This window comes from Pseudomonas sp. HY13-MNA-CIBAN-0226 (assembly GCF_040310305.1).
Lineage (GTDB): Bacteria > Pseudomonadota > Gammaproteobacteria > Pseudomonadales > Pseudomonadaceae > Aquipseudomonas > Aquipseudomonas gregormendelii.
Genome location: NZ_JBEOPS010000018.1, coordinates 49004 through 73000, shown reverse-complemented (window position 1 = coordinate 73000; position 23997 = coordinate 49004). Strand labels below are relative to the sequence as shown.

21 protein-coding genes, 4 tRNA genes and 1 pseudogene are annotated in these 23997 nt (G+C 59.9%); 17 read left to right on the top strand and 9 right to left on the bottom strand.

Annotated features, from left to right (window positions below):
* Positions 1-93 precede the first annotated feature (93 nt).
* Positions 94-1041 (top strand): 4-hydroxy-3-methylbut-2-enyl diphosphate reductase, encoded by a 948-nt coding sequence (gene ispH, locus AAEZ05_RS19975; protein ID WP_045059418.1) that lies wholly within the window; start codon positions 94-96, stop codon positions 1039-1041.
* Here the strand turns inward: ispH and AAEZ05_RS19970 are convergent.
* Positions 1018-1560, bottom strand: coding sequence for a GspH/FimT family pseudopilin (locus AAEZ05_RS19970; protein ID WP_350648582.1), 543 nt, complete (start codon positions 1558-1560; stop codon positions 1018-1020). The two genes, ispH and AAEZ05_RS19970, sit on opposite strands and share 24 nt — an antisense overlap.
* 128 nt (positions 1561-1688) lie before the next feature.
* On the opposite strand from AAEZ05_RS19970, the gene AAEZ05_RS19965 reads away from it, so the two are divergent.
* Genes AAEZ05_RS19965 through thiO form a run of 7 tightly spaced genes read left to right on the top strand, consistent with a single transcriptional unit; the run spans position 1689 to position 8464 of the window.
* Positions 1689-2156: a GspH/FimT family pseudopilin gene (locus AAEZ05_RS19965; protein ID WP_045059359.1), complete on the top strand. Its 468-nt coding sequence runs from the start codon at positions 1689-1691 to the stop codon at positions 2154-2156.
* On the top strand, positions 2153-2599 hold the full coding sequence (gene pilV, locus AAEZ05_RS19960; protein WP_045059360.1) for a type IV pilus modification protein PilV: 447 nt from the start codon (positions 2153-2155) through the stop codon (positions 2597-2599). The genes AAEZ05_RS19965 and pilV overlap by 4 nt, the downstream gene beginning before the upstream one ends.
* Positions 2596-3309, top strand: a complete 714-nt coding sequence (locus tag AAEZ05_RS19955; protein WP_045059361.1) for a PilW family protein — start codon at positions 2596-2598, stop codon at positions 3307-3309. Before pilV ends, AAEZ05_RS19955 begins: the two co-directional genes overlap by 4 nt.
* 11 nt (positions 3310-3320) lie before the next feature.
* Positions 3321-3803, top strand: coding sequence for a pilus assembly PilX family protein (locus AAEZ05_RS19950; RefSeq protein WP_045059362.1), 483 nt, complete (start codon positions 3321-3323; stop codon positions 3801-3803).
* Entirely contained in the window at positions 3790-6891 is a 3102-nt protein-coding gene (locus AAEZ05_RS19945; protein WP_350648530.1) for a pilus assembly protein, read from the top strand. The genes AAEZ05_RS19950 and AAEZ05_RS19945 overlap by 14 nt, the downstream gene beginning before the upstream one ends.
* 14 nt (positions 6892-6905) lie before the next feature.
* Positions 6906-7310: a type IV pilin protein gene (locus tag AAEZ05_RS19940; RefSeq protein WP_045059364.1), complete on the top strand. Its 405-nt coding sequence runs from the start codon at positions 6906-6908 to the stop codon at positions 7308-7310.
* Between the two features lie 53 nt (positions 7311-7363).
* A complete protein-coding gene (gene thiO / locus AAEZ05_RS19935) occupies positions 7364-8464 on the top strand; it encodes a glycine oxidase ThiO (protein ID WP_350648528.1) in 1101 nt (366 codons plus the stop codon).
* A gap of 59 nt (positions 8465-8523) precedes the next feature.
* On the opposite strand, the gene AAEZ05_RS19930 is transcribed toward thiO, so the two are convergent.
* The 4 genes from AAEZ05_RS19930 to AAEZ05_RS19915 form a co-directional block, all read right to left on the bottom strand.
* Positions 8524-9864, bottom strand: coding sequence for a sigma-54-dependent transcriptional regulator (locus tag AAEZ05_RS19930; protein WP_045059366.1), 1341 nt, complete (start codon positions 9862-9864; stop codon positions 8524-8526).
* A 2-nt stretch (positions 9865-9866) separates the two neighbouring features.
* Positions 9867-11456: a sensor histidine kinase gene (locus AAEZ05_RS19925; protein ID WP_045059367.1), complete on the bottom strand. Its 1590-nt coding sequence runs from the start codon at positions 11454-11456 to the stop codon at positions 9867-9869.
* Entirely contained in the window at positions 11446-11679 is a 234-nt protein-coding gene (locus AAEZ05_RS19920; protein WP_122839012.1) for a PP0621 family protein, read from the bottom strand. Before AAEZ05_RS19920 ends, AAEZ05_RS19925 begins: the two co-directional genes overlap by 11 nt.
* A 130-nt stretch (positions 11680-11809) precedes the next feature.
* Positions 11810-12832, bottom strand: coding sequence for an outer membrane protein assembly factor BamD (locus AAEZ05_RS19915; protein WP_045059369.1), 1023 nt, complete (start codon positions 12830-12832; stop codon positions 11810-11812).
* A 151-nt stretch (positions 12833-12983) separates the two neighbouring features.
* Here AAEZ05_RS19915 and rluD point away from each other — a divergent pair, with 151 nt between their 5' ends.
* From rluD to AAEZ05_RS19880, 7 genes are all read left to right on the top strand, one after another.
* The gene (rluD, locus tag AAEZ05_RS19910) at positions 12984-13946 is read left to right on the top strand and encodes a 23S rRNA pseudouridine(1911/1915/1917) synthase RluD (protein WP_007942311.1); all 963 of its coding nucleotides are present in this window, start codon (positions 12984-12986) and stop codon (positions 13944-13946) included.
* Entirely contained in the window at positions 13943-14668 is a 726-nt protein-coding gene (gene pgeF / locus AAEZ05_RS19905; protein WP_350648526.1) for a peptidoglycan editing factor PgeF, read from the top strand. Before rluD ends, pgeF begins: the two co-directional genes overlap by 4 nt.
* Positions 14669-14797: 129 nt before the next feature.
* Positions 14798-17362: an ATP-dependent chaperone ClpB gene (gene clpB / locus AAEZ05_RS19900; RefSeq protein WP_122839016.1), complete on the top strand. Its 2565-nt coding sequence runs from the start codon at positions 14798-14800 to the stop codon at positions 17360-17362.
* Between the two features lie 300 nt (positions 17363-17662).
* Positions 17663-17738: transfer RNA gene (locus AAEZ05_RS19895), tRNA-Asn, on the top strand.
* Between the two features lie 9 nt (positions 17739-17747).
* Positions 17748-17824, top strand: a tRNA-Pro gene (locus tag AAEZ05_RS19890).
* A gap of 5 nt (positions 17825-17829) precedes the next feature.
* Positions 17830-17905: transfer RNA gene (locus AAEZ05_RS19885), tRNA-Lys, on the top strand.
* A 97-nt stretch (positions 17906-18002) separates the two neighbouring features.
* A tRNA-Pro gene (locus tag AAEZ05_RS19880) sits at positions 18003-18079 on the top strand.
* 134 nt (positions 18080-18213) lie between these two features.
* On the opposite strand, the gene AAEZ05_RS19875 is transcribed toward AAEZ05_RS19880, so the two are convergent.
* The 4 genes from AAEZ05_RS19875 to AAEZ05_RS19860 form a co-directional block, all read right to left on the bottom strand.
* The gene (locus AAEZ05_RS19875) at positions 18214-18603 is read right to left on the bottom strand and encodes an HvfA family oxazolone/thioamide-modified RiPP metallophore (protein WP_045059372.1); all 390 of its coding nucleotides are present in this window, start codon (positions 18601-18603) and stop codon (positions 18214-18216) included.
* Positions 18604-18929: 326 nt separating this feature from the next.
* Positions 18930-20228 carry an NAD(P)/FAD-dependent oxidoreductase gene (locus AAEZ05_RS19870; RefSeq protein ID WP_045059373.1) on the bottom strand — a complete coding sequence of 433 codons (1299 nt, stop codon included), beginning with the start codon at positions 20226-20228 and terminating at the stop codon, positions 18930-18932.
* 60 nt (positions 20229-20288) lie between these two features.
* A complete protein-coding gene (locus AAEZ05_RS19865) occupies positions 20289-20462 on the bottom strand; it encodes a DUF3094 domain-containing protein (protein WP_350648524.1) in 174 nt (57 codons plus the stop codon).
* Positions 20463-20555: 93 nt separating this feature from the next.
* Positions 20556-21182: a DUF1780 domain-containing protein gene (locus AAEZ05_RS19860; RefSeq protein ID WP_045059375.1), complete on the bottom strand. Its 627-nt coding sequence runs from the start codon at positions 21180-21182 to the stop codon at positions 20556-20558.
* A gap of 233 nt (positions 21183-21415) precedes the next feature.
* Here AAEZ05_RS19860 and AAEZ05_RS19855 point away from each other — a divergent pair.
* A pseudogene (locus AAEZ05_RS19855) lies at positions 21416-22781 on the top strand (aromatic acid/H+ symport family MFS transporter).
* Positions 22778-23983 (top strand): benzoate/H(+) symporter BenE family transporter, encoded by a 1206-nt coding sequence (locus AAEZ05_RS19850; protein ID WP_350648522.1) that lies wholly within the window; start codon positions 22778-22780, stop codon positions 23981-23983. The pseudogene AAEZ05_RS19855 and the gene AAEZ05_RS19850 overlap by 4 nt, the downstream one beginning before the upstream one ends.
* Positions 23984-23997: the final 14 nt, after the last annotated feature.

Genomic DNA, 23997 nt, shown 5'->3' with positions numbered 1-23997 from the left:
GTCAACGATAACGCTTACATCCTGGATGTACGCGGTGCCTGCTCGTTTTTCGCGAGCAAGCTCGCTCCTACAGGGCAAGACACGAGGCACAGCATGCAAATCAAACTCGCCAACCCCCGTGGCTTCTGCGCCGGTGTGGACCGTGCGATTGAAATCGTCAATCGCGCCCTGGAAGTCTTCGGGCCACCGATCTACGTGCGCCACGAAGTTGTCCACAACAAATTCGTGGTCGAAGACCTGCGCGCCCGCGGAGCCATCTTCGTCGAGGAACTCGAACAGGTGCCCGACGACGTCATCGTGATCTTCAGTGCCCACGGCGTATCCCAGGCTGTGCGTACCGAAGCCGCCGGCCGTGGCCTGAAAGTGTTCGATGCCACTTGTCCGCTGGTGACCAAGGTTCACATCGAAGTGGCGCGTTATAGCCGCGACGGTCGTGAGTGCATTCTGATTGGCCACGCCGGGCACCCGGAAGTCGAAGGCACCATGGGCCAGTATGACGGCACGAATGGGGGCGCGATCTACCTGGTCGAAGACGAAGAAGACGTCGCGAACTTGCAGGTGCGTGATCCCGGGAAGCTTGCATTCGTGACCCAGACCACCTTGTCCATGGACGATACCAGCCGGGTCATCGATGCCCTGCGAGCGCGTTTCCCGGCGATCGGTGGTCCGCGCAAGGACGATATCTGCTACGCGACGCAAAACCGCCAGGATGCGGTCAAACAACTGGCCGATGAGTGCGACGTGGTGTTGGTCGTGGGCAGCCCGAACAGCTCCAACTCCAATCGCTTGCGTGAACTGGCTGAACGCATGGCCACTCCGGCCTATCTGATCGACGGCGCCGAGGACCTGCAAAAAAGCTGGTTCGACGGCGTTCAGCGGATAGGCATCACCGCAGGCGCTTCGGCACCGGAAGTGCTGGTGCGCGGTGTGATCCAGCAGTTGGAGGCGTGGGGCGCTACCGGTGCCGACGAATTGGCAGGTCGTGAGGAGAATGTGACGTTCTCCATGCCCAAGGAATTACGCGTCCGCTCCCTGCTCTGAATCTTCTGCGCCGACGCAGAGGGCCTGTTGCAGCTTGTTGCTGCGAAGGCTGACTCGACCGGTTGAGGCCAGTACCACCTGATACTGGCTGACCGGCTCGCGTGACGCGCACACATGCAACGTCCCCGCTTGAAAGCCGCCTTGCAGCGGTTCGCCAAGATGGCTGAACCGTATCGCGCTTTTGAGATTCTTGTTGCCGACCACCTTTGTACCTGCGCTACCCTGACGTTCGACCAGCAGTGGATTGCTGCTGTCTTCATAGCCCTGGCTGCTGGCATCGACAATGATTCGCCATCCCTGGCTCCAATCGCCGTTAATACCGTGGATCATGATGGTCTGGCTGCGGGTGATTGCCTCGCTTCGCGCGCTGCGCAAGCCACCGACCAGCGACTTCGCCGCCTCTTCGCGATAAATTGACTCGGTGAGCGTCGCGTACACCGGGGTGACCAACGCCAGAACAATCCCGGCGATCGTCAGTCCCATAAGCAATTCGACCAGGCTGAAGCCTCGCTGATGCATGTCATTGCGTCCCTGGAGTGTGATCATGCGCATTCCCTGCGCGAGTGAAGGCAAAACAACCGAACATCTTGCGGCTGAATGTTCTAGCGTGTAGCAGCAGGTATAGCCGACGGCAACGGAGGGCACTGATGGATCGTGGTACAAAAGGTTTCACGCTGATCGAGTTGCTGGTTGCACTGGCCATTTTTCTGATCCTGATCACCATGGCCGTTCCGGCGTTTACCAGTTCAGTGCAACGTACCAAGGCCGACACCGAGGTTGGGGACCTGCGACGGGCCCTGAGTTACGCGAGGCTGGAGGCGATTGACCGAGGCATTACCACTCAGGTTCTTCCGAAAGGCGGCGCATGGACCGGCGAATTGACGGTTTCCGACATTTCCAGCTCGCCAGCCAATGTATTGCGGGTTGTTCCTGCAATGAGCAGCGGGGCGAGTCTGGCGCTAACCTCAGGAGTGACCGCCATCAGTTTCAATAACCTGGGCGGGCTGGCGGCACCTGCTACTGCAGTGGCGATCACTTATGTGCTGGGGGCACAGAGCCGAACGCTGAATGTGTGTTTGAACGGACGTATTCTATTGGGTGGAAACTGCGGATGAGGCAAGGGAGCAAGCGTGCCCAGGAGGGCATGACGCTGATCGAGGTGCTGGTTGCAGTGTTGATTCTGACCGTGGGGCTATTGGGCGCAGCGGCGATTCAGCTCAATGCCCTGAAGTACACCGACAGTTCGCGGATGACCAGCCAGGCGAGCTTCATTGCCTACGACATGATGGACCGCATTCGCGCCAACTCCGGCGCCGATTATACGATCACGCCCCCGACCTCGGGCAACCTGAGCGTGGCCCGGGATCAGGACCTTTTCGACTTCACCGGCAACATCGCCAGCGCCTTGGGTGCCACTGCCACGGGTACCATTGCCTTGAGCCAACGGGTGTACACCATCACGATCACCTGGGATGACTCACGCGCCGCCAATACCAACACTCGCCGCAGTTTTGTATTAACCAGTCGCGCCACCGTCGACCCGGTATCAACGCCATGAATCGCGCTCAAAAAGGTTTTGGCCTGATCGAGCTATTGATCGCCCTCGCGTTGAGCCTGGTGGTTGTCCTGGGCGTGGCGCAGATTTTTATCGCCGCCAAGAACACTTACGTCAGTCAGAACAACGCCTCCAACATGCAGGAAGACGCCCGGTTCGTGCTGGGCAAAATGATTCAGGAAATTCGCATGGTCGGCATGTTCGGTTGCCTCGGGATCATCACGGATTCCAGTTCTTCGAGCGACTTCAGTGCCAGCCAGATCACGCCCATCAGCTGGGACAGCACCAACCTCAAGCTCACGCTGGTGACTGGCGATGTCGGCGTAAATGGTGGAGCGCCCACCTGGACAGTGATTTCCGATTGTCGAAACAGCGCCACGGCCTACAGTCAGGCGAAGGCCCCGGTAGCGGGGCAGTTGGCGTTTCCGATCCGGCGACTTGTCTACAGCCTGAAAAACGGACAGCTGACGATGGGCGTACATGGTGGTACGCCCACCCAATTCGTACTGGTGGACAATGTCAGTGCCTTCGACGTCAGCTTCGGCCTCGCCAGCTCTGCCAGCGAAGTGGCCGCTTCCAGCTACAGCAGTAACCCCTCTGACCCGGCGCGTATTCGCAGCGTGCGCCTGACGTTGACCCTTACCGACCCTGAAAAAAGGGTACGTGATCAAACCTTCAACGTGGTTGCCGCCTTGCGCAATCGCCTGCAATGAGAGAGGGGCCGATGAGTATTCCCGATGCGGTTCCTCGCTCCCAGCGCGGTATGGCGCTGTTGGTCAGCCTGGTATTTCTGCTACTGCTGACGCTGATTGGTCTTTCCTCGATGCAGAGCGCCACCCTGCAGGAAAAAATGGCCACCAGCGTGTCGTTGCGCAATCAGTCGTTCCAGAATGCAGAAGCGGCATTACGCATGGGCGAAAATGCGGTGCAACTGTCCACCTATACCTTGGCCGTGTGCAGTGGGACCATCCAGTGTGCGCCGCCCGCAGAGTCCACCTTGATGACTGGCGCCGGGTTCAATACGACGTCAGGAGTGACCTGGATCGCCGCCGGCAGTGGCTTCTACGGAGTACAGAACATCGGAACCACAGTGAATGCGGTGAATGTGCCGAGCAATACCTCGGCAACGCTTTACCGCGTCACGGCCGTGGCCGTGGTCGGTGACAACATCCGCAGTGTGGTGGAGAGCATCTATGCGAAGTACTGAGCGGCGCGCCGGCTGGTGGCAGATACTCTGCGGCATGCTGGTGAGTTTTTACCTGGCGGCTCCGGCCTATGCCTTCACCCCGTCCGACTCGCCCCTGCTGAGTGCGGCCGCGGTGGCGCCGAACGTGATGTTGCTGATCGATAACTCGGGGAGCATGAACAACATCATCTATGCCGCCGCTTTCGATCCGAACATCAATCGCACACCGGCCCGTGAGTGCAACACGTTCCTGGGGGTGTGTTACGCCTCGACGGCCATCACCGGGGATTCGATATTCCTGTCGAGCCTATCCACGTCAGGCTGTTCGAACGGCTACTCCTCGTTTTACAACAACAGCGTTTCACCACTGTGCATCAAACTGCCAGACCCCGCAGGCAACGGCGATACCCGCTACTCGGCGAATTACATCGCCTACGTTGTAGGCCTGGCCAACGGCCAGAGAACGGATTTTTCCACGTCCAGCTCGCCCATTCCCATCGAATCACGGATCAGCGTGGCGCGCAGCGTATCGACTTCGCTGGTTACCGCCAACCGCACGCTACGCATCGGCCTCGCGACGTTCAACGCCGTAACCAGCAACAACCGGGGTAACGGCGGCTACATCGCCGTCCCCATCGACGATCTGACCACGGATGCCAAATTCAACGCGCTGACCGATTCCATCGACGCCTTGCGGGCTGTCGCCAACACGCCATTGGCGGAAACCTACTACGAAGTCACCCGCTACATGCGCGGCCTGGGTTCGTACTACAACGGCTCCAGGACCTATACCAGCCCGATCCAGTACCGGTGCCAGAAAAACTACGGTGTGGTGATCACCGATGGTTTGCCAACCTTCGACCGAACCTTTCCCACCGACGACCCCCAAGCCACGGCCAAGGGCGGCCCAAGACTGCCCAACTGGGACGGCATCAACAATGATGGTGACAATCCGCTGGGTGGTGACGACGAGGGTGATTCGCTGTTTCTGGATGACATCGCCAAGTTCGCCTTTGATATCGACATGCGTTCCACCGGGGTTGATCTGGCGAAAAAAGCCTGGGATTCGGCAGATTTTCCCAGGCAGAACATGAACACCTACGCCGTAGGGTTCACCATTGCCAACCAGATGCTGGAAGACGCGGCAAGGTACGGCCAGGGCAAGTACTACCTCGCCACCGATAGCACCGACCTGACCACTGCGCTGTCGTCGGCCTTGAGCGAAATCACCTCCAAGGCCGGTTCGGGTGGCAGCGGCACCACCAGCAGCGCTGTGGTCGGGATCGGCTCTTCGTACTACCAGACCAGCTACGACCCCAAGGACTGGCGCGGCACTATCAAATCCTTTGGCTTCACTGCCACCGGTGCGGTGGATACTGGCTCGTTGCTGTGGAGCACGGACAAGACCATAGTTCCCGGCGCGACTGCACCGACTTACCAGTCCTGGAATACCCAGGACAATGTGCCGGTGACCCTGGCGTTCAACAACTTCTCGACGGCGCAGCAGGCGGTCCTGAACCAGGGGCTGCCCACCACCATCAAGGGCACCGATCTGGTGGAGTGGAGCAAAGGCATCAACAAGGCCGGGTTGAAGGTGCGCAGCGCTTTGCTCGGCGACATCATCAACTCGCCCCTGGTGCTGGCCTCGCCCACGGAGAAAACGGCTTCCGACCTGGCCGGTGATAGCAGCTACAGCACCTACCTGGCCAACAAGGCTGCCAATATGACTGCCAGCCTGGTGGTTAACGGCAACGACGGTTTTGTCAGCGTCATCAACGCCAGCCCCACGAGTAACGCCAGCAATGGCAGCCGGCGTTACGCCTACATGCCTTCCAGCGTCCTGCCGTCGCTGCGTTACATCGCCGATCCCACCTACATCAACGGCACCAGCCACAAGTTTTTAGTGGATGGCCAGGTCGGCGTGTTCGACGCCAAAATCGGCTCGGGCTGGAAAACCATGGCCGTGGGCGGAACCGGGGCGGGCGGCAGGACGTTTTACGGGCTGCAGCTGTTCGACGCTACGGCGGGCAACGTGACCAAGGCGGCCTGGGAAATCAGTGCACCGGCCACGCCGACTCCTGCGAATGCGTTTAATGACCTGGGTTATGCCTACGCTCGTCCTGAAGTGGCGCGCCTGGACGATGGCCGCTGGGCGGCGTTTATCTCCAACGGTTACGGGAGCAACTCAGGGGTAGCGGCGTTGTACGTCATCGACCTCAGCAACGGCTCGCTGATCAGGAAAATCGTGGCCGACAGCGCCGGAAACGACAACGGGCTGTCCTCGGTGAAGCTCAAGGTCAACTCGCAGAATGTGGTACAGGCCGCTTATGGCGGTGACCTCAAGGGGCGGCTGTGGAAGTTTGACCTGAGCAGTACCAGCAGCGATGCGTGGAACGTGGCGTTTGCCGGCAAGCCTTTGTTTACCGCTACCACCGCCGCCGGCACGTTGCAGCCCATCACTGCGCAACCCTTGCTGGCCGACAACGCCCTGGGCGGCAAAGTGGTATTTTTCGGCACGGGCAAGTTCAATGAGACCGCAGACAAGACCAACAAGGATCTGCAGGCTTTTTATGCCGTGTGGGACGCCGACGGTGGTTCCGGGCAGTTCACCCCGGCCAATCTGCAACAGCAATCGGTGCAGAGTGTGTTCTCGGGCAGCGCCGGACAATTCATCACCACCAGCCAGAACGAAGTGACCTACCCGGCAGAGAAGGGCTGGTACCTGCCACTGGTCTACAACAGCGCGCTGACCGGTGAGCGGGTGATCAACCAGGCGGCACTGGTGTTGGGGCGGATTGTTTTCACCACCGCCAGCGTCGACACCGCCGACCCCTGCGCCAGTTTTGGTACCGGCAAACTGGTCGAACTGGATGCGTTCAACGGTAAGATGCTCAATTATGCTGTGCTCGACACCAACGGTGACGGGCTGGTGGACGGCACGGACGCGATTTCCAGCGGCGTGGTGTTCACGGGCGGAATACCGGTGCTCAACGCTATCGTCAACGGGGGCGCCCGCAAGATCGTCAACGACTCCAGCGGAACGCCAACCTCGTTGGTTGAAAAGGCCGGCGGAGGTAGCCGGCGCATCATGTGGCGACAAATTCAGTAAGCGAGAGTGCAGGCATGCGTAGATCGAACCGCGGTTTTACCCTGATCGAGATCATGATCGTGATTGCGATCATCGGTATCGTCATCACCATTGGCTATCCGAGCCTGACCGAATATGTAAAAAAGGGCCGCCGGGCTGAAGTGGCAGGTTTGCTCTCCGAGCAGGCGCAGATACTCGAGCGGTTCTATTCCAACTCGAAAACCAGTGTGTACACCGGCGCGACCTTGAGCGCGGGCAACGACTACTACACCATCGTGCCCACCCTGGCCGATCAGACTTTCAAACTGACGGCCACCCGGAAAGTCGGTTCGGCGATGGCCACTGACAAGTGTGGGGATTTCACGATTACCAACACCGGCGCCAGAGGCATGGAAAATGCCGCAGCCGGGCTGACCACCAAGGATTGCTGGGGGCGCTGAGTTTTTTTCGGGTGCGTTTTGTGCCCCTGTCTATCTAATGGTTGGATCAGAACATGACCAGGCAACAGCACGTGGTGATCGTCGGCGGCGGAGTGATTGGCCTGCTGACGGCATTCAATCTCGCCTCTGAAGTACAAAGCGTTGTACTGCTGGATCGATCAAATGTCGGCCAGGAATCGTCCTGGGCCGGTGGCGGTATCGTTTCGCCGCTGTACCCGTGGCGTTATAGCCCGGCGGTTACCGCGCTGGCGCACTGGTCACAGGATTTTTATCCACAACTTGGCGCGCGCCTGTTCGCGGCCACTGGTGTGGACCCCGAAGTGCACACCACCGGCCTGTACTGGCTGGACCTGGACGATGAAGCCGAAGCGCTGGCCTGGGCGCTACGCGAACACCGGCCGCTGCGGGCGGTGGACCTCTCGGCGGTGCATGATGCCGTGCCTGTGCTCGGGCCGGGGTTTTCCCGGGCGATCTACATGGCTGATGTCGCCAACGTGCGCAATCCGCGGCTGGTGAAGTCCCTCAAGGCTGCGTTGCTGGCATTGCCGAATGTGACTGTTCATGAGCAGTGCGAGGTGCGCGAGTTCATTCGTGAAGGCGAGCAGGTGGTGGGCGTGCGGACTTCGGCGGGCGCGATTGCGGCTGACCAGGTGGTACTGACTGCGGGGGCGTGGAGCGGGGATCTGCTCAAGACCCTCGGGCTTGAGCTGCCGGTGGAGCCGGTGAAAGGCCAGATGATTTTGTACAAATGCGCTGCCGATTTTTTGCCGAGCATGGTGCTGGCCAAAGGGCGATACGCGATTCCTCGCCGCGATGGGCATATTCTGATCGGCAGTACCCTGGAGCACGAGGGCTTCGACAAGACGCCGACCGAGACCGCGCTGCAGAGCCTGAAAGCTTCAGCGGTGGAGTTGATTCCGGCATTGGCGGACGCTGAAGTCGTCGGGCATTGGGCTGGATTGCGTCCGGGTTCACCGGAGGGTATTCCGTACATTGGCCAGGTGCCCGGGTTCGAGGGGCTGTGGCTCAATTGCGGACATTATCGCAACGGCCTGGTACTGGCGCCGGCGTCGTGTCAGTTGTTTGCGGATGTGATGCTGGGGCGCGAGCCGATCATTGATCCGGCGCCCTATGCGCCAACCGGGCGGCTCTGACAGACGATCAAAAGATCGCAGCCTGCGGCAGCTCCTACGGGGAGTGCGATCTTCCTGCTTTAATCCAGCCCCAATTTCTTGAGCCTGTAGCGCATCGAGCGGAATGACAGATTCAGCCGCTGAGCCGCTGCCGTGCGGTTCCAGCGGGTTTCCTCCAGCGCCTGGAGGATGAGTTTGCGTTCCACGTTTTCCAGGTAATCTTCCAGATTGTCGATCTGCGTCAGGTCCGGTAAGTCTCCATCCGCTGTGCAATTGCCCTCCATGAGCCGAAGGTCGCTGGACTCAATCTGCTGGTTTTCGCATAAGGTATAAGCGCGCTCAAGAACATTCTCCAGTTCCCTGACGTTGCCCGGAAAGCGATAGTTCTTCAAGGCTTCCAGCGCGTGGGGGTGGAGTTTCACCGCTGGCTCGCCGCTGTTGCTGGCCAGCCGCTTGAGCATATGGCTCGCCAGGGATTCGATGTCGTCACGACGTTCGCGCAGCGCTGGCACCCGCAATTCGATCACGTTGAGGCGGTAATACAGGTCCTGGCGAAAGCGTTCAGCGGCAACTTCGGCGTCGAGGTCCTTGTGGGTGGCGCAGAGAATTCGCACATCCACCACGGTTTCCTGTTGTCCGCCGACGCTGCGCACGGCTTTCTCCTGAATCGCCCGCAGCAGCTTGACCTGCATGGCTAACGGCAAGTCAGCCACTTCGTCGAGAAACAGGGTGCCGCCATTGGCGGCCTGGAACAGTCCGGGTTTGTCGTCGATGGCGCCACTGAAGCTGCCTTTGCGATGCCCGAAAAACTCGCTTTCCATCAACTCGGACGGAATCGCCCCGCAGTTCACCGGAACGAATGGCTGGTTGGCGCGCGGGCCTTGTTCGTGGATCAGTCGAGCGACCAGTTCCTTGCCACTGCCGGATTCACCGCTGATGTACACCGGGGCCTGGCTGCGTGCCAGTTTGTCGATGTGTTTGCGCAGGTTGCGCATGGGCAGGGACTCACCCAGCAACCGGCGTTCGATTGAAATCGCGGTGCCACCCACGGGTGACAGGCGCAGCGCGGTGGTGACCAGCTCACGCAGACGGGTCAGGTCGACCGGCTTGGTCAGGAAGTCGAAAGCACCGGCCTTGAGCGCGTTGATGGCCGTTTCCAGGCTGCCATACGCCGTGATCATGGCCACTGGCAGCTGTGGATAACGTTGCTGGATGTATTGCACCAGCTCCAGCCCCGTGCCGTCCGGCAGGCGCATGTCGGTCAGGCACAGGTCGAAGGTTTCCCGCGCCAGCAAGGCCTGGGCTTCGCCAAGGTCGCGGGCACTGAAGGTGTCGAGCTTCATCCTGCCCAGGGTGATTTCCAGGAGTTCGCGGATATCCGGTTCATCGTCGACGATCAGAATTTTTTGCAGTGGGCTCATGTTCAACTTTGTTTCCGTCCGTGAGCAAAGGTGATGCGAAAGCAGCCGCCGCCTTGGCGTGGTTTGAAGTCTAGGCGGGCCTGGTTGCTTTCGCATAGCTCACGGGACAGATAAAGCCCCAGGCCTGTGCCTTGGGGGCTCGTTGTGAAGAAAGGTTCGAACAGATGAGCCTGGGCTGGTGCCGGGACCCCGGGGCCGTTGTCGCGGACCTCCAGGGTCGGCAGCTGACTGTGCGGGTCCAGGAACAACTCCAGCCAGACCTGCGCCTGGGCATTTATCTGGGCGCTGTGGCGCCAGGCATTGCGCAACAAATTGTCGAGAATCTGGGTCAGCTGATTGGGATCCATCAAGGTCCTGAAGTCTCCCGGTGCAATGCTCAGATGAAGCTGCCGGGTTTCTGTCGCGGCCTCGCGGGCTTCAGCGACAAACTGCTCAAGCCAAGGCTTCAGATCGAGCCGCTGGGGTACTGTTTGTTGGCGCCGGGACAATTGCAGGACGTTTTCGATGACCCGGTTCATCCGCTGGGAGTGATCTTGAATGATCTGCGTCAGACGCCGATCGGCGCTGTTCAGTTCCTCGGATTCCTGTAATAGCTGGGCGGCGTGACTGATGGCGCCCAGTGGATTGCGAATTTCATGGGAGATGCTCGCGGTAAGACGCCCCAGCGCGACAAGTTTGAGTTGCTGGGCCTGTTGGGCGATCTGCGCCAGGTCTTCAAGGAATATAAGGGTTTGCTGCCTTGGACTTCGTTCAAGGGCAATGAAACTGGGCTGCAGCTCCAGGCCATTGCTGTCGATTCTCAGGCTCTGGGGACGCAATGTCGGGTTGTTTAGCCATAGTTGCAGGCGTTCGACCAGTTCTGGAAAGTCCTGGTCGAGCGAGCGCCCTTCAAGCGCGCCATGGTCCAGAAGTTTCAGCGCGCTGTGGTTGGCCAGTTGAATGCGCCGTAAATCGTCGACCACCAGAATACCGGTACGCATGCGCTGCAGAATCAGCGAGTTGAGAGCCTCAAGCCCCACCACTTCGCTGGCACGCTGTTCGGCCAGGGTTTCGCTGACCTCCAGGCGACGGATCAGGCCTTGCACCAGCAATGCTGCCGCAAAGCAAAGCGCCCCCAGCGTGCCGACCTGCAAGTTATCGTTGGGGCTGGTGGTTTGGCTGAAACTCAGCAGGAAGCCGGACCCTACGATGCCGAGCGCGCCGATGGCGGCGATCAGCAGGCCGATGCGTCGTCGCAACAGGGTATTGCTGATGGCCACAGAGACAATCAGCAGGTTGCCGATCGCACTGTGCACGCCACCGGCGGCGTAGAACAGCGCGCACAACAGCAGCACGTCGACCAGTGCCAGGGTGAGAAGCTGGCCAGGGCGCCGGGTGTTCTCCAGGAACACTACCAGCAGAATGTTCAATACCAGGTACAGCCAGCTGCCACTGCGCAGCAGCTCGCCATTGGCGAGCGAAAGCAGCTGGCTGTCCATGTTGCTGGAAATCAGCAGCACCAGGGTGATGCCGACGCTCAGGCGGTAGAGATGATAGAGACGCAGCAGTCGCTGGGCTTGTTTGTGGCCGGGACGGGTGGTCTCAGCGGTCACTGGAACCCGGGCCTTGCTCTAGGTGAGCCTGGCTGCAATACCATTGCTGTTGAAGGCTCAGGGCTCGCTCCCGGGGCAGGTGCACGCCGCAATGAGCGCAACGAACCATGGGGGCCGCTTCCCGCTCGGCAGGCGAGCGAGGCGCTGCCGCCTGGCCCTTGAACTTGCGCCACAACCAGATGGCGGCGGCAATCAGGGCGATCCAGAACAATAAACGAAGCATGTTGAGCTGCTTTATGGCGAGTGATGGAGCAGTTTAGCCAAGGAGCTGATCAGCGCACAGCGATATAACGCTGCGAGACGCTTCTCTATTGCAGGAGCGAGCAAGCTCGCTCCTGCAGAGCCTGCAGATGTCAGTCGAACACGCCGAGGGTCATGTAGCTGAACCAGGAACGGTCGTCATTGTTGCCTTCCGACTCCTGTTCTTCTTCCTCGATCACGTCGCCGTTTTCATCTCTGGGCTTGAGATCGCTCGGGATTGCATCCTTGGCATCCTGGAACTGCTTCTGCACGTCCTGGTTGGCGCGGGTTTCACCCGGTGGCAGAGGCGGGCGGGATTCGATCAGGCCCAAAGTTGCCTTGCTCAGCCACGAGCGGTTGTCCGCTTCGTCCACCGAAGGCTTGAACTGACCGTCTTCCAGGCTTGGGTGGTTCGGGTAGTTGAGCTTCAGGGTTTCCAGGCTGGTGTTGGCCAACTCGTCCAGATGCAGGCGCTGGTAGGATTCGACCATTACCGCCAGGCCGTCGCCGACCGACGGGGTTTCCTGGAAGTTTTCCACTACATAGCGGCCACGGTTGGCAGCGGCTACGTAAGCCTGGCGCGTCAGGTAGTAGTCGGCCACGTGGATTTCGTAAGCGGCCAGCAGGTTGCGCAAGTAGATCATGCGCTGCTTGGCGTCAGGCGAATAACGGCTGTTCGGGAAGCGGCTGGTCAGCTGGGCGAACTCGTTGTAGGAGTCGCGGGCAGCGCCCGGGTCACGCTTGGTCATGTCCAGCGGCAGGAAACGCGACAGCAGGCCGACGTCCTGATCGAAAGACGTCAGACCCTTGAGGTAATAGGCGTAATCGACATTCGGATGCTGCGGATGCAGGCGAATGAAGCGCTCGGCGGCGGATTTCGCAGCCTCAGGCTCGGTGTTCTTGTAGTTGGCGTAGATGAGCTCGAGTTGAGCCTGATCGGCGTAGCGACCGAACGGATAACGCGACTCCAGCGCCTTCAGCTTGGCTGTGGCGGCGGTGTAGCTATTGTTGTCCAGATCGTGCTGAGCCTGCTGGTACAGCTCGGCCTCGCTCAGGTTTTCGTCTACGACTTCCTTCGATGAGCAAGCAGCGGTCAATGCGAGGATGGCGATCAGCAGCAGGTGTTTCACTTGCATGGCGGCTTGCGTCCCTATGACGGCCGCTGTCTTGGGCGGGGCCGTCCTGTTATGATGAGCGCCCCGTTGCATAGCCTCGGGGCAAAAGACGCCGTATTTAACCACAAGCGCGCAGCCGAAACCAAAAGCTGTGCCGACGCCTAGTCTGAGCATGTCCGATAAAATTGAACTTCGCGCAGAGGTGCCGTCCGAATTGGGCGGCCAACGCCTCGATCAAGTCGCCGCACAATTATTCGCTGAGCACTCGCGCTCGCGCCTTTCCGCCTGGATCAAAGACGGCCGCCTGACTGTGGATGGGGCGGTTATCCGCCCGCGAGACATCGTTCACGGTGGCGCCATTCTTGAACTGACTGCCGAGCAGGAAGCTCAGGGCGAATGGATCGCTCAGGACATCGAGCTGGACATCGTCTATGAAGATGACGACATCCTGGTGATCAACAAGCCTGCGGGCCTGGTGGTGCATCCGGCTGCCGGTCACGCTGACGGCACTTTGCTCAACGCCTTGCTGCACCACGTGCCGGACATCATCAATGTGCCCCGCGCCGGTATCGTGCATCGCCTGGACAAGGACACCACCGGTCTGATGGTGGTGGCCAAGACCATTCAGGCGCAGACCCAGCTGGTCACCCAGCTGCAAAGCCGCAGCGTCAGCCGGATCTACGAGTGCATCGTGATTGGTGTGGTCACCGCCGGCGGCAAGATCAACGCGCCGATCGGTCGTCACGGCCAGCAACGCCAGCGCATGGCCGTGATGGAAGGGGGCAAGCAAGCCGTCAGCCATTACCGCGTGCTTGAGCGTTTCCGCTCCCACACGCATGTGCGGGTCAAGCTGGAAACCGGGCGTACTCACCAGATTCGTGTGCACATGGCCCACATCAACTACCCGTTGGTTGGAGACCCCGCCTACGGCGGACGCTTCCGTATCCCGCCGGCAGCCAGTGTGACCATGGTCGAGTCGCTGAAGGCGTTTCCGCGCCAGGCTCTGCACGCGCGGTTCCTGGAGCTGGATCATCCGACGACCGGTAAGCGCATGAGCTGGGAATCGCCACTGCCGGACGATTTCGTCTGGTTGCTGACCCTGCTCAAGCAAGACCGCGAGGCGTTCATCGGATGAGTGACTGGCTGATTCCCGACTGGCCTGCGCCTGCCGGGGTGAAAGCCTGTGTTACCACCCGAGCGGGCGGCGTCAGTCTGGCGCCGTTCGACAGCCTCAACCTGGGCGATCATGTCGACGACAGCCCCCTGGCTGTTGCCGAGAATCGCCGACGTCTCACTGAACATTTCGCTATTCAGCCAGCCTGGTTGCAGCAGGTGCATGGCATTGCCGTGTCTCACGCTGACCCGGGCACGGTCGCTACGGCCGATGCCAGCTGGACGGCAACCCCCGGCATTGCCTGCGCGGCGATGACGGCCGATTGCCTGCCGGTGCTGTTCTGCGACCGTGCGGGCACTCGCGTGGCGGCGGCTCACGCCGGTTGGCGCGGGTTGGCGGCGGGTGTGCTGGAAGCCACGCTTGATACCCTGGCGCTGCCGGCAGCAGAAGTGCTGGTCTGGCTCGGCCCGGCGATAGGCCCACAGGCCTTCGAAGTGGGGTCGGAGGTACGCGAAACCTTCGTGGCGCAGTTGCCTGAAGCAGCCGTTGCCTTCACGCCAGGCGTCAGTGCCGGCAAATTCATGGCCGACATCTATCAGCTCGCGCGTTTGCGCCTGGCCGTTCACGGTGTCACGGCTGTTTACGGTGGCGGTTTCTGTACCGTGACCGATCCGCGTTTCTTTTCCTACCGTCGCAACCCGCGCACGGGAAGATTTGCCTCCCTTATTTGGCTTAACCGCTAGACTTCCCTGACCTGCGTCAACCTCACGACGCTTGAATCTCCCAGAATCGACCACATCTAATGGGGTATCTGGCAGGTTTCTTCATTCAGGATGTTTATAGGTCCGGCCTGCTCAAAAGGAAGGTGACTTATGCGTATAGACCGTTTAACCAGCAAATTACAGTTAGCCCTGTCCGACGCCCAATCCCTGGCCGTCGGCCTTGATCATTCGGGCATTGAACCTGCGCATCTCATGCAGGCCATGCTCGAACAGCAGGGTGGGTCGATCAAGCCGCTGCTGATGCAGGTGGGCTTTGACGTCAACAGCCTGCGAAAAGAGCTGACCAAAGAACTCGACCAGCTGCCGAAAATCCAGAACCCAACCGGCGACGTCAACATGTCGCAGGACCTGGCGCGCCTGCTTAACCAGGCCGATCGCCTGGCCCAGCAGAAGGGCGACCAGTTCATTTCCAGCGAGCTGGTACTGCTTGCCGCGATGGACGAAAACAACAAGCTCGGCAAATTGTTGCTGGGGCAGGGCGTGAGCAAAAAGGCCCTGGAAAATGCCATCAACAACCTGCGTGGGGGCGATGCCGTCAATGACGCCAACCACGAAGAGTCGCGCCAGGCGCTGGATAAATACACCGTCGACCTGACCAAGCGCGCCGAAGACGGCAAGCTCGACCCGGTCATCGGCCGTGACGACGAGATTCGCCGGACGATCCAGGTGCTGCAGCGTCGTACAAAAAACAACCCGGTACTGATCGGTGAGCCGGGTGTGGGTAAAACCGCGATCGCCGAGGGTCTGGCCCAGCGCATTATCAATGGTGAAGTGCCGGACGGCCTCAAGGGCAAGCGCCTGCTGTCCCTGGACATGGGTGCGCTGATCGCGGGTGCGAAGTATCGCGGTGAGTTCGAAGAGCGCCTCAAGTCTTTGCTGAACGAGCTGTCGAAGCAGGAAGGGCAGATCATTCTGTTCATCGACGAACTGCACACCATGGTCGGCGCCGGCAAGGGCGAAGGCTCGATGGATGCTGGCAACATGCTCAAGCCGGCTCTGGCGCGCGGTGAACTGCACTGCGTGGGCGCCACTACGCTCAATGAGTACCGTCAATATATAGAGAAGGACGCGGCCCTCGAGCGACGCTTCCAGAAAGTACTGGTGGATGAGCCGAGCGAAGAAGACACCATCGCGATTCTGCGTGGCCTCAAGGAGCGTTACGAAGTTCACCACAGGGTGGCGATCACCGATGGCGCGATCATCGCGGCAGCCAAGCTCAGTCACCGTTACATTACCGACCGTCAGTTGCCGGACAAGGCCATCGACCTGATCGACGAGGCCGCCAGCCGCATCCGCATGGAGATCGACTCCAAGCCGGAAGTGCTCGACCGTCTGGAGCGCCGTCTGATTCAGCTGAAGGTGGAATCCCAGGCGCTGAAGAAAGAGAGCGACGACGCGGCGAAGAAGCGCCTGGAAAAACTCCAGGAAGAAATCGCCCGTCTCGAGCGTGAGTATTCGGACCTCGAGGAGATCTGGAACGCGGAGAAAGCCGAAGTCCAGGGGTCTGCGCAGATCCAGCAGAAAATCGAGCAGTCCCGTCAGGAGCTGGAAGCAGCCCGTCGCAAGGGCGACCTGAACCGCATGGCCGAGTTGCAGTATGGGGTGATCCCGGACCTGGAGCGCAGCCTGCAAATGGTCGACCAGCACGGCAAAACCGAAAATCAGTTACTGCGCAGCAAGGTCACTGAGGAGGAGATTGCCGAAGTGGTGTCCAAGTGGACCGGCATCCCCGTGTCGAAGATGCTCGAAGGCGAGCGCGACAAGCTGATGAAGATGGAAAGCCTGTTGCACCAGCGTGTCATCGGCCAGGACGAAGCGGTGATTGCCGTATCCAACGCAGTGCGGCGTTCGCGGGCCGGCTTGTCCGATCCGAACCGTCCGAGCGGCTCGTTCATGTTCCTCGGCCCGACCGGCGTGGGTAAAACCGAGCTGTGCAAGGCGCTGGCCGAGTTTCTCTTCGATACGGAAGAGGCGATGGTGCGGATCGATATGTCCGAATTCATGGAGAAACATTCCGTGGCCCGGCTGATTGGTGCGCCACCAGGGTACGTAGGCTATGAAGAGGGCGGTTACCTGACCGAGGCGGTGCGTCGCAAGCCTTATTCGGTGATCCTCCTGGATGAGGTCGAGAAGGCCCACCCGGATGTATTCAACATCCTGCTGCAAGTGCTGGAAGACGGCCGCCTGACCGACAGTCATGGGCGCACGGTGGACTTCAAGAACACTGTGATCGTCATGACCTCGAACCTTGGGTCGGTGCAGATCCAGGAACTGGTGGGCGATCGTGAGGCGCAGCGCGCGGCGGTGATGGATGCGATTTCCACGCACTTCCGGCCGGAGTTCATCAACCGGGTCGACGAAGTGGTGATTTTCGAGCCATTGGCTCGCGATCAGATCGCCGGTATTACCGAGATCCAGTTGAGTCGTCTGCGCAGCCGCCTGACCGAACGGGAGCTGAAGCTCGAACTCAGCCCGGAGGCGATGGACAAGCTGATCGCTGTCGGTTACGACCCGGTATATGGTGCGCGGCCGCTTAAACGCGCCATCCAGCGCTGGATCGAGAACCCGCTGGCACAGTTGATCCTGTCGGGTCGGTTCATGGCTGGTGACACTGCCAAAGGTGTCGTGGAGAACGACGAAATCGTGTTTGTCTGAGCCACGATGGCAACAAAACCTGGGAGGCCTCGCTTTGCGAGGCCTTTTTTTCGTTAGGCTGTTGAACTCAAAGGAAAAGGCTTGTAAAGTGCGCCCCGCAGCAAGTCACCCGCCAGGGTTTCTGCTCCCCAAGCAGGAATCTGAAATAAGTTGCAAATCATTAACTTGAATGCAAATTAGGGGGTTGACAGAGGTGCTTAAGATTGTAGAATAGCGCGCCTCAGACACACGAACGCAGCGATGCAGACGGGTCGAAGAGACGCAGTAAAAGCTTCAAATGTTGTAATTGAAATATGTAGTTCCGTGATAGCTCAGTCGGTAGAGCAAATGACTGTTAATCATTGGGTCCCAGGTTCGAGTCCTGGTCACGGAGCCAATTTCAAACCGGGGTATAGCGCAGTCCGGTAGCGCGCCTGCTTTGGGAGCAGGATGTCAGGAGTTCGAATCCCCTTACCCCGACCATTTTTGGGTCGTTAGCTCAGTTGGTAGAGCAGTTGGCTTTTAACCAATTGGTCGTAGGTTCGAATCCCACACGACCCACCATTTTTGAAACCAGTTAAAACTGGGATCGAATCTTAAGATCAGAGGCCAAAAGCGCTGATCGAAGAAGGCGATCTTTGAAAGGTCGCCTTTTTTTTACCGGGGTATAGCGCAGTCCGGTAGCGCGCCTGCTTTGGGAGCAGGATGTCAGGAGTTCGAATCCCCTTACCCCGACCATATTAAAAATCCTCGTATCGAAAGATACGGGGATTTTTTTTGTCTGCTGATAATTGCCGGGCAAAAAGCGCCTGCAAAAAAGGCCCCGCTTTTGCGCTGGGGAGAAGCGGGGCGCAGGTTCGCTGCTTCAGGACTCAGCTGTTGTCCTTGAGATGTTCGAACAATCCTTTGGGCATTTTCTTGCCATTGGCTTCGTAGTTGGCCTTTACGTTATCAAAGGCTTCCTGCTCGTCGATCTGGCCGTCATGGTTGGTGTCGATCTTGTCGAAATCAGCCTTGGGGGCCACTTTCAGGAATTCCGCACGGGATACTTTGCCGTCCCCATCGGTATCAGTCTGGGCCATGGACTCATCACCGCATTTGCCTTCGCCACATTTGCCTTCCGGGGTTTTCACCACCTGCTCAGCCGACGCCAGCAGATATCCCTGGGCCAGGGGCTGGGAGGCGAACACCGAGCCAGACAGCATCATGCCACCGGCCAGAACCGCGCCGAGCAAGCCAAAGGTGTTAGAGGTACGGGACATTTCAATTCTCCTGGGTTGCACGACACAACCGCTCGATAAAGGGTCTGATCACCGGAGCAGGCAGGATGCCTTGCCCGGGTGTGGCCATTTAGCGGGTTGGGTGTATCGCTACTGTGTCGTGCAAGGGGGAGTTTGTATGCGAAGGGGCTGAATCGGGGAGGGGGATACAATGTGAAACGGATGTTTTCGCAGGTTATACCGAGGCGCCTGTATCGCGGGCAAGCCACGCACCCGCAAGTTGAGTGTCGAACCCGGATTCCAAGGTCGACACAATAACCAGTGGGAGCGGGCTTACCCGCGATCAGGCCCTGACGGGCACCGAATACTTAATGCAGTTTCAGGCGTGGCTCGGTGCCGCGGCCGATCTTGCTGCCCAGCATCAGCATCGCAGTACGAAACGCGCCGTACAGCGCCATCTGGTGCATGCGATACAGCGACACATAGAACATCCGCGCCAGCCAGCCTTCCAGCATCACGCTACCGGTCAGGTTGCCCATCAAGTTACCCACAGCCGAAAACCGCGACAGCGAAATCAGTGAGCCATAGTCGGTGTACTTGTACTCCGGCAAGGCCTTGCCTTCGATGCGCAATTTCAGGGATTTTGCCAGCAAGGATGCCTGCTGGTGCGCTGCCTGGGCCCGCGGCGGCACGTTGCGATCAGTGCCCGGTTGCGGGCAGGCGGCGCAGTCACCGAAGGCGAAGATATTTTCGTCGCGGGTGGTCTGCAGCGTCGGCAGTACTTGCAGTTGATTGATGCGGTTGGTTTCCAGGCCGTCGATGTCCTTGAGGAAGCCCGGCGCGCGAATCCCGGCGGCCCAGACTTTCAGGCTGGCGTTAATGACTTTGCCGTCGGCGGTGATCAGGCTGTCGGCCGTCACTTCGCTCACCGCGGCATTGGTCATGACGTTGACCCCAAGCTTCTCCAGGGTTTTATGCACAGGCCCGCCAATGCGCTCCGGCAGGGCTGGCAAGACGCGTGGCCCGGCTTCGATCAGGGTGATGTGCATGTTTTCCGGTTTGATCCGGTCCAGGCCGTAAGCCGCCAGTTCATGCGCGGCGTTGTGCAGCTCTGCTGCCAGCTCGACCCCGGTGGCCCCGGCGCCGACGATGGCCACGCTGATCTGCTCGACTTTGTCAGTCTGCCCGGCATGGGCTCGCAGGTAGTGATTGAGCAGTTGCTGGTGAAAGCGCTCCGCCTGTTTGCGGGTGTCGAGGAACAGGCAATGTTGCGCCGCACCCTGGGTGCCGAAATCGTTGGTGGTGCTGCCGACCGCGATCACCAGCGAGTCGTACGCCACTTCCCGTGCGGGCACCAGTTCGATGCCGGCTTCGTCGTAAGTGGCGGCCAGCTGGATTTTCTGCTGGGCGCGGTCGAGCCCGCTCATGCGCCCCAGCTGAAACTCGAAATGGTTCCATTTCGCCTGGGCAACATAGTTGAGTTCGTCTTCGGAGGAGTTCAGGGAGCCGGCTGCCACTTCATGCAGCAAAGGTTTCCAGATGTGGGTCAGGTTCGCGTCGACCAGCATCACACTGGCCGTGCCGCGCTTGCCCAGAGTCTTACCCAGACGGGTAGCCAACTCCAGACCGCCGGCGCCGCCGCCAACGATGACAATACGATGAGTCATGGGGATATCTCGCAAGGCTAAAAGAAATCGGTGCAGTCACCCTCGCGAGCGCAACGCGGCTCATAGCGCCAGGTAACTGATAAATCGGCTCAACAGGCCCAAACCAATGGTCACTGCCAATACCATCACCAGGAGAATCCACGGCCGGAATGGCCGGCGCTCGACTCGGTGCTGGGACAAGTGCAGGTACTCTTCGACATGCTTTTGGTCGTCGGGGTTCAGGCGGCTGGTCATAAAGCCCTCGTCAGATAGACGTTGGTGAATGTATGAAAGCTACAGCTGATTCAATAAAGGGTGTACGCAGCATAGCCGATGGGGGGCGGCGACTCACAGGCTGATGCCGACATCGAAGACGATGCTGCGCCCCAGGTTGCTGCGCAGGAAGTCGGGAGCATCCGGATGGGCGAACAGCACCCTGGCGAAGGTCGGCCCCACCAGTGATAACGAGCGCCAGCCCTGGCGCAAGTATTCGGTGGGGGGGGGGAAATGGCTGTTGAGGTCCAGCACTTCGCGCTTGAGGCTGGCGAAGGCGATGATATCGAGCTCCCCAAGGTCCATGCCCCGCTCTTTGTAGTTGTGCGCTTTCTTGCGCAAGGTCGGTGCGAGCCTGAGCAGGAACTCATTGGCGGGAATGCGCTTGGGCTTCGCCTCCCGACGCACCAGCGAGCTCAGGGAAAACGCACTGCGCCGACGCTGCAATTCATCGCGCCACTCATCGTTGAGGCGCCGACCTTCGTCCAGCACAAAGAACACCTCGAAACTGGCGTCGCGAAACAGCACATCAGGCGGCTCCCCGGCAGGCGCAAACTCGTCCACTCGGTAGGGAATGTTCAGCCCTTGCAGCAGGCGCTGGCACACCCAACGCTCGCGCTCCCATTTGCGGGCATTGGACAGGAACGCGTTGGCTTGCTCGGCCGCAATGGTCAGCAGGCGTAAGTAATCAGAGTCATCCATAGGCCCAAGCTTAGCGTTCAAATGCGCTGGCAAAGAAGACAATTTGTTGTACAGGGGCAAAGGCCATCGGCAAGACAGCCTCTTTTCGCGCCCGCTCCAAGGCCCTGCACAAAACGGATAGTGATCTGCGCGCAGCGGATATTTCCACGCGTCCGCCAGCTTTACCCTCGGCTTTACGGGACGTTAGCCGCTTTTGCGACGCTCTGAAATAAAAACAACAAGAGAAAAACGCCATGCGCAAAATTGACGTACATGAGGTTATCGACAACGCACGCTTCAATCGCTTCCACTGGATGGTGCTGTTCTGGTGTGCCCTGATCATCATCTTCGACGGTTACGATTTGGTGATATACGGCGTGGTGCTGCCGATGCTGATGAAAGAGTGGGGGTTGACTCCCCTGCAGGCTGGAGCGCTGGGCAGTTACGCTTTGTTTGGAATGATGTTCGGCGCGCTGTTTTTCGGACCGCTGTCGGACCGCATCGGCCGCAAGAAAGCCATCACGATCTGCGTGATGCTGTTCAGCGGGTTTACCGTACTCAATGGGTTTGCCCGTAATCCCACCGAGTTCGGTGTGTGCCGCTTCATCGCCGGCCTCGGCATTGGCGGGGTCATGCCCAACGTCGTGGCGCTGATGAACGAGTACGCGCCGAAGAAAATCCGCAGCACGCTTGTGGCGATCAGTGTTCAGCGGTTACTCCGTGGGCGGCATGCTCTCGGCGGGGCTGGGTATTGTGTTGATCCCCAGCTTCGGTTGGCAGTCAGTGTTCTACGTCGCGGTACTGCCGTTACTGCTGTTGCCGCTGATCATGTACTTCCTACCTGAATCGGTGGGTTTCATGCTGCGCCAGGGACGCAATGAAGAAGCACGCAACATTCTTCAGCGGGTCGATCCGGCCTACGTCGCGCAAATCGACGATCAACTCGACATGAGCGAAGTGAAGGGCACCGGCACTCCGGTGTTGCAATTGTTTCGCGAGGGCCGGGCGCTGCGCACGTTGATGCTGTGGCTGGCATTCTTCTGTTGCCTGCTGATGGTGTACGCCTTGAGTTCGTGGCTGCCGAAGCTGATGGCCAACGCCGGTTACAGCCTGGGCTCAAGCCTGTCTTTCCTGTTGGTACTCAACTTCGGGGCGATTTTCGGCGCGGTCGGAGGCGGTGTGCTGGGTGACAAACTGAACCTGCCACGGGTGTTGGCGGTGTTCTTTGCCATGGCGGCCGTATCAATCACCTTGCTTGGCTTCAACAGCCCGATGCCGTTGTTGTACCTGCTGATCGCCATCGCCGGCGCCACCACCATCGGCTCGCAGATTCTGTTGTACGCCTGCGCGGCGCAATTCTATTCGATGACGATTCGCTCCACCGGTCTGGGCTGGGCCTCGGGTGTCGGGCGCAATGGCGCGATCGTGGGCCCACTGCTGGGCGGTGCCTTGCTTGGCATCAACCTGCCACTGCAGCTCAACTTCATGGCGTTTGCCTTGCCCGGTGCGGTGGCGGCGATTGCCATGACCGTGTTTGCCATCAGCAGTCAGCGCAGCGCCAGGCACGCCCAGTCCATGCGCGCCGTTGCGCCGGCCGGGGCCGTCGGCGACGCGTCATGAAATCATTGCTACGGGACTTCTCCCTGTCGGCCGCCGTCGCCGGTTTTATCGCGACGGTTATTTCCTACGCGGGCCCGCTGGTGATTATTTTCCAGGCCGCCGACAGCGCACAGCTTTCGCGAGAAGTGCTGTCGTCGTGGGTCTGGGCAATTTCCATCGGCAGTGCGGTGCTGGGGATCGGCTTGAGCCTGCGTTACCGCGTGCCGGTGATCATTGCGTGGTCGGCGCCTGGTTCGGCGTTGCTGGTGGCGCTGCTGCCGGGTATTTCCATGCCGGAGGCGGTGGGCGCGTATCTGGTCAGCAGCCTGATTATATTTCTGGTCGGGGTGTCTGGGGCGTTCGACCGGATCATCAGCAAACTGCCCGCGGCGATTGCCGCAGCGATGCTGGCGGGAATTTTGTTCAGCTTCGGCACTGGTTTGTTCGTCTCGTTGCAGGGCAAGCCGCTGCTGGTGCTGGCGATGTTCGTTACTTATCTGGTCTGCAAGCGTCTGCTGCCGCGGTATGCGGTGTTGATGGTGCTGCTGGTGGGCTGCTCGATAGCCTTTGTCGCTGGCGATCTGCGCAGCGAAGCATTGGTCATTGGCTTGGCGACACCGGTCTGGATCACGCCCGAGTTCACCTTGAGCGCGACCCTGAACATCGCCTTGCCCCTGGTGATGGTGGCACTGACCGGCCAATTTGTGCCCGGCATGGCGGTCTTGCGCGCCAGTGGGTACTCCACGCCTGCCGGGCCGATCATCGCCAGCAGCGCGTTGGGCACGGCGCTGTTGGCACCGTTCGGTTGCCATGGGCTGAACCTGGCGGCGATTACGGCGGCCATCTGCACCGGTCGTGACGCCCATGAAGATCCGCACAAGCGCTATGTGGCCGGCGTTGTCGGCGGTCTGTGTTACCTGGTGCTGGGGATCTTCGGTGCCACCCTGGTTTCGTTGTTCTCGGCGTTTCCCAAGGAGCTGATTGCGGCGCTCGCAGGCCTGGCGTTGTTCGCTGCGATTGCCGGGGCTTTGGCCGGCGCAATGGCCGTGCCGGGTGATCGCGAGGCGGCGTTGGTCACCTTTCTTGCTACGGCTTCGGGCATGTCGCTGTTCGGACTGTCTGCGGCATTCTGGGGCCTGATTTTCGGCATGGCCACCCACCTTCTGCTAAACGCCCGCCGCGAAAACGCAGCGGCTGATGCACTCCCGACTGTCGATCAATAAAAACAAGAGAAAAG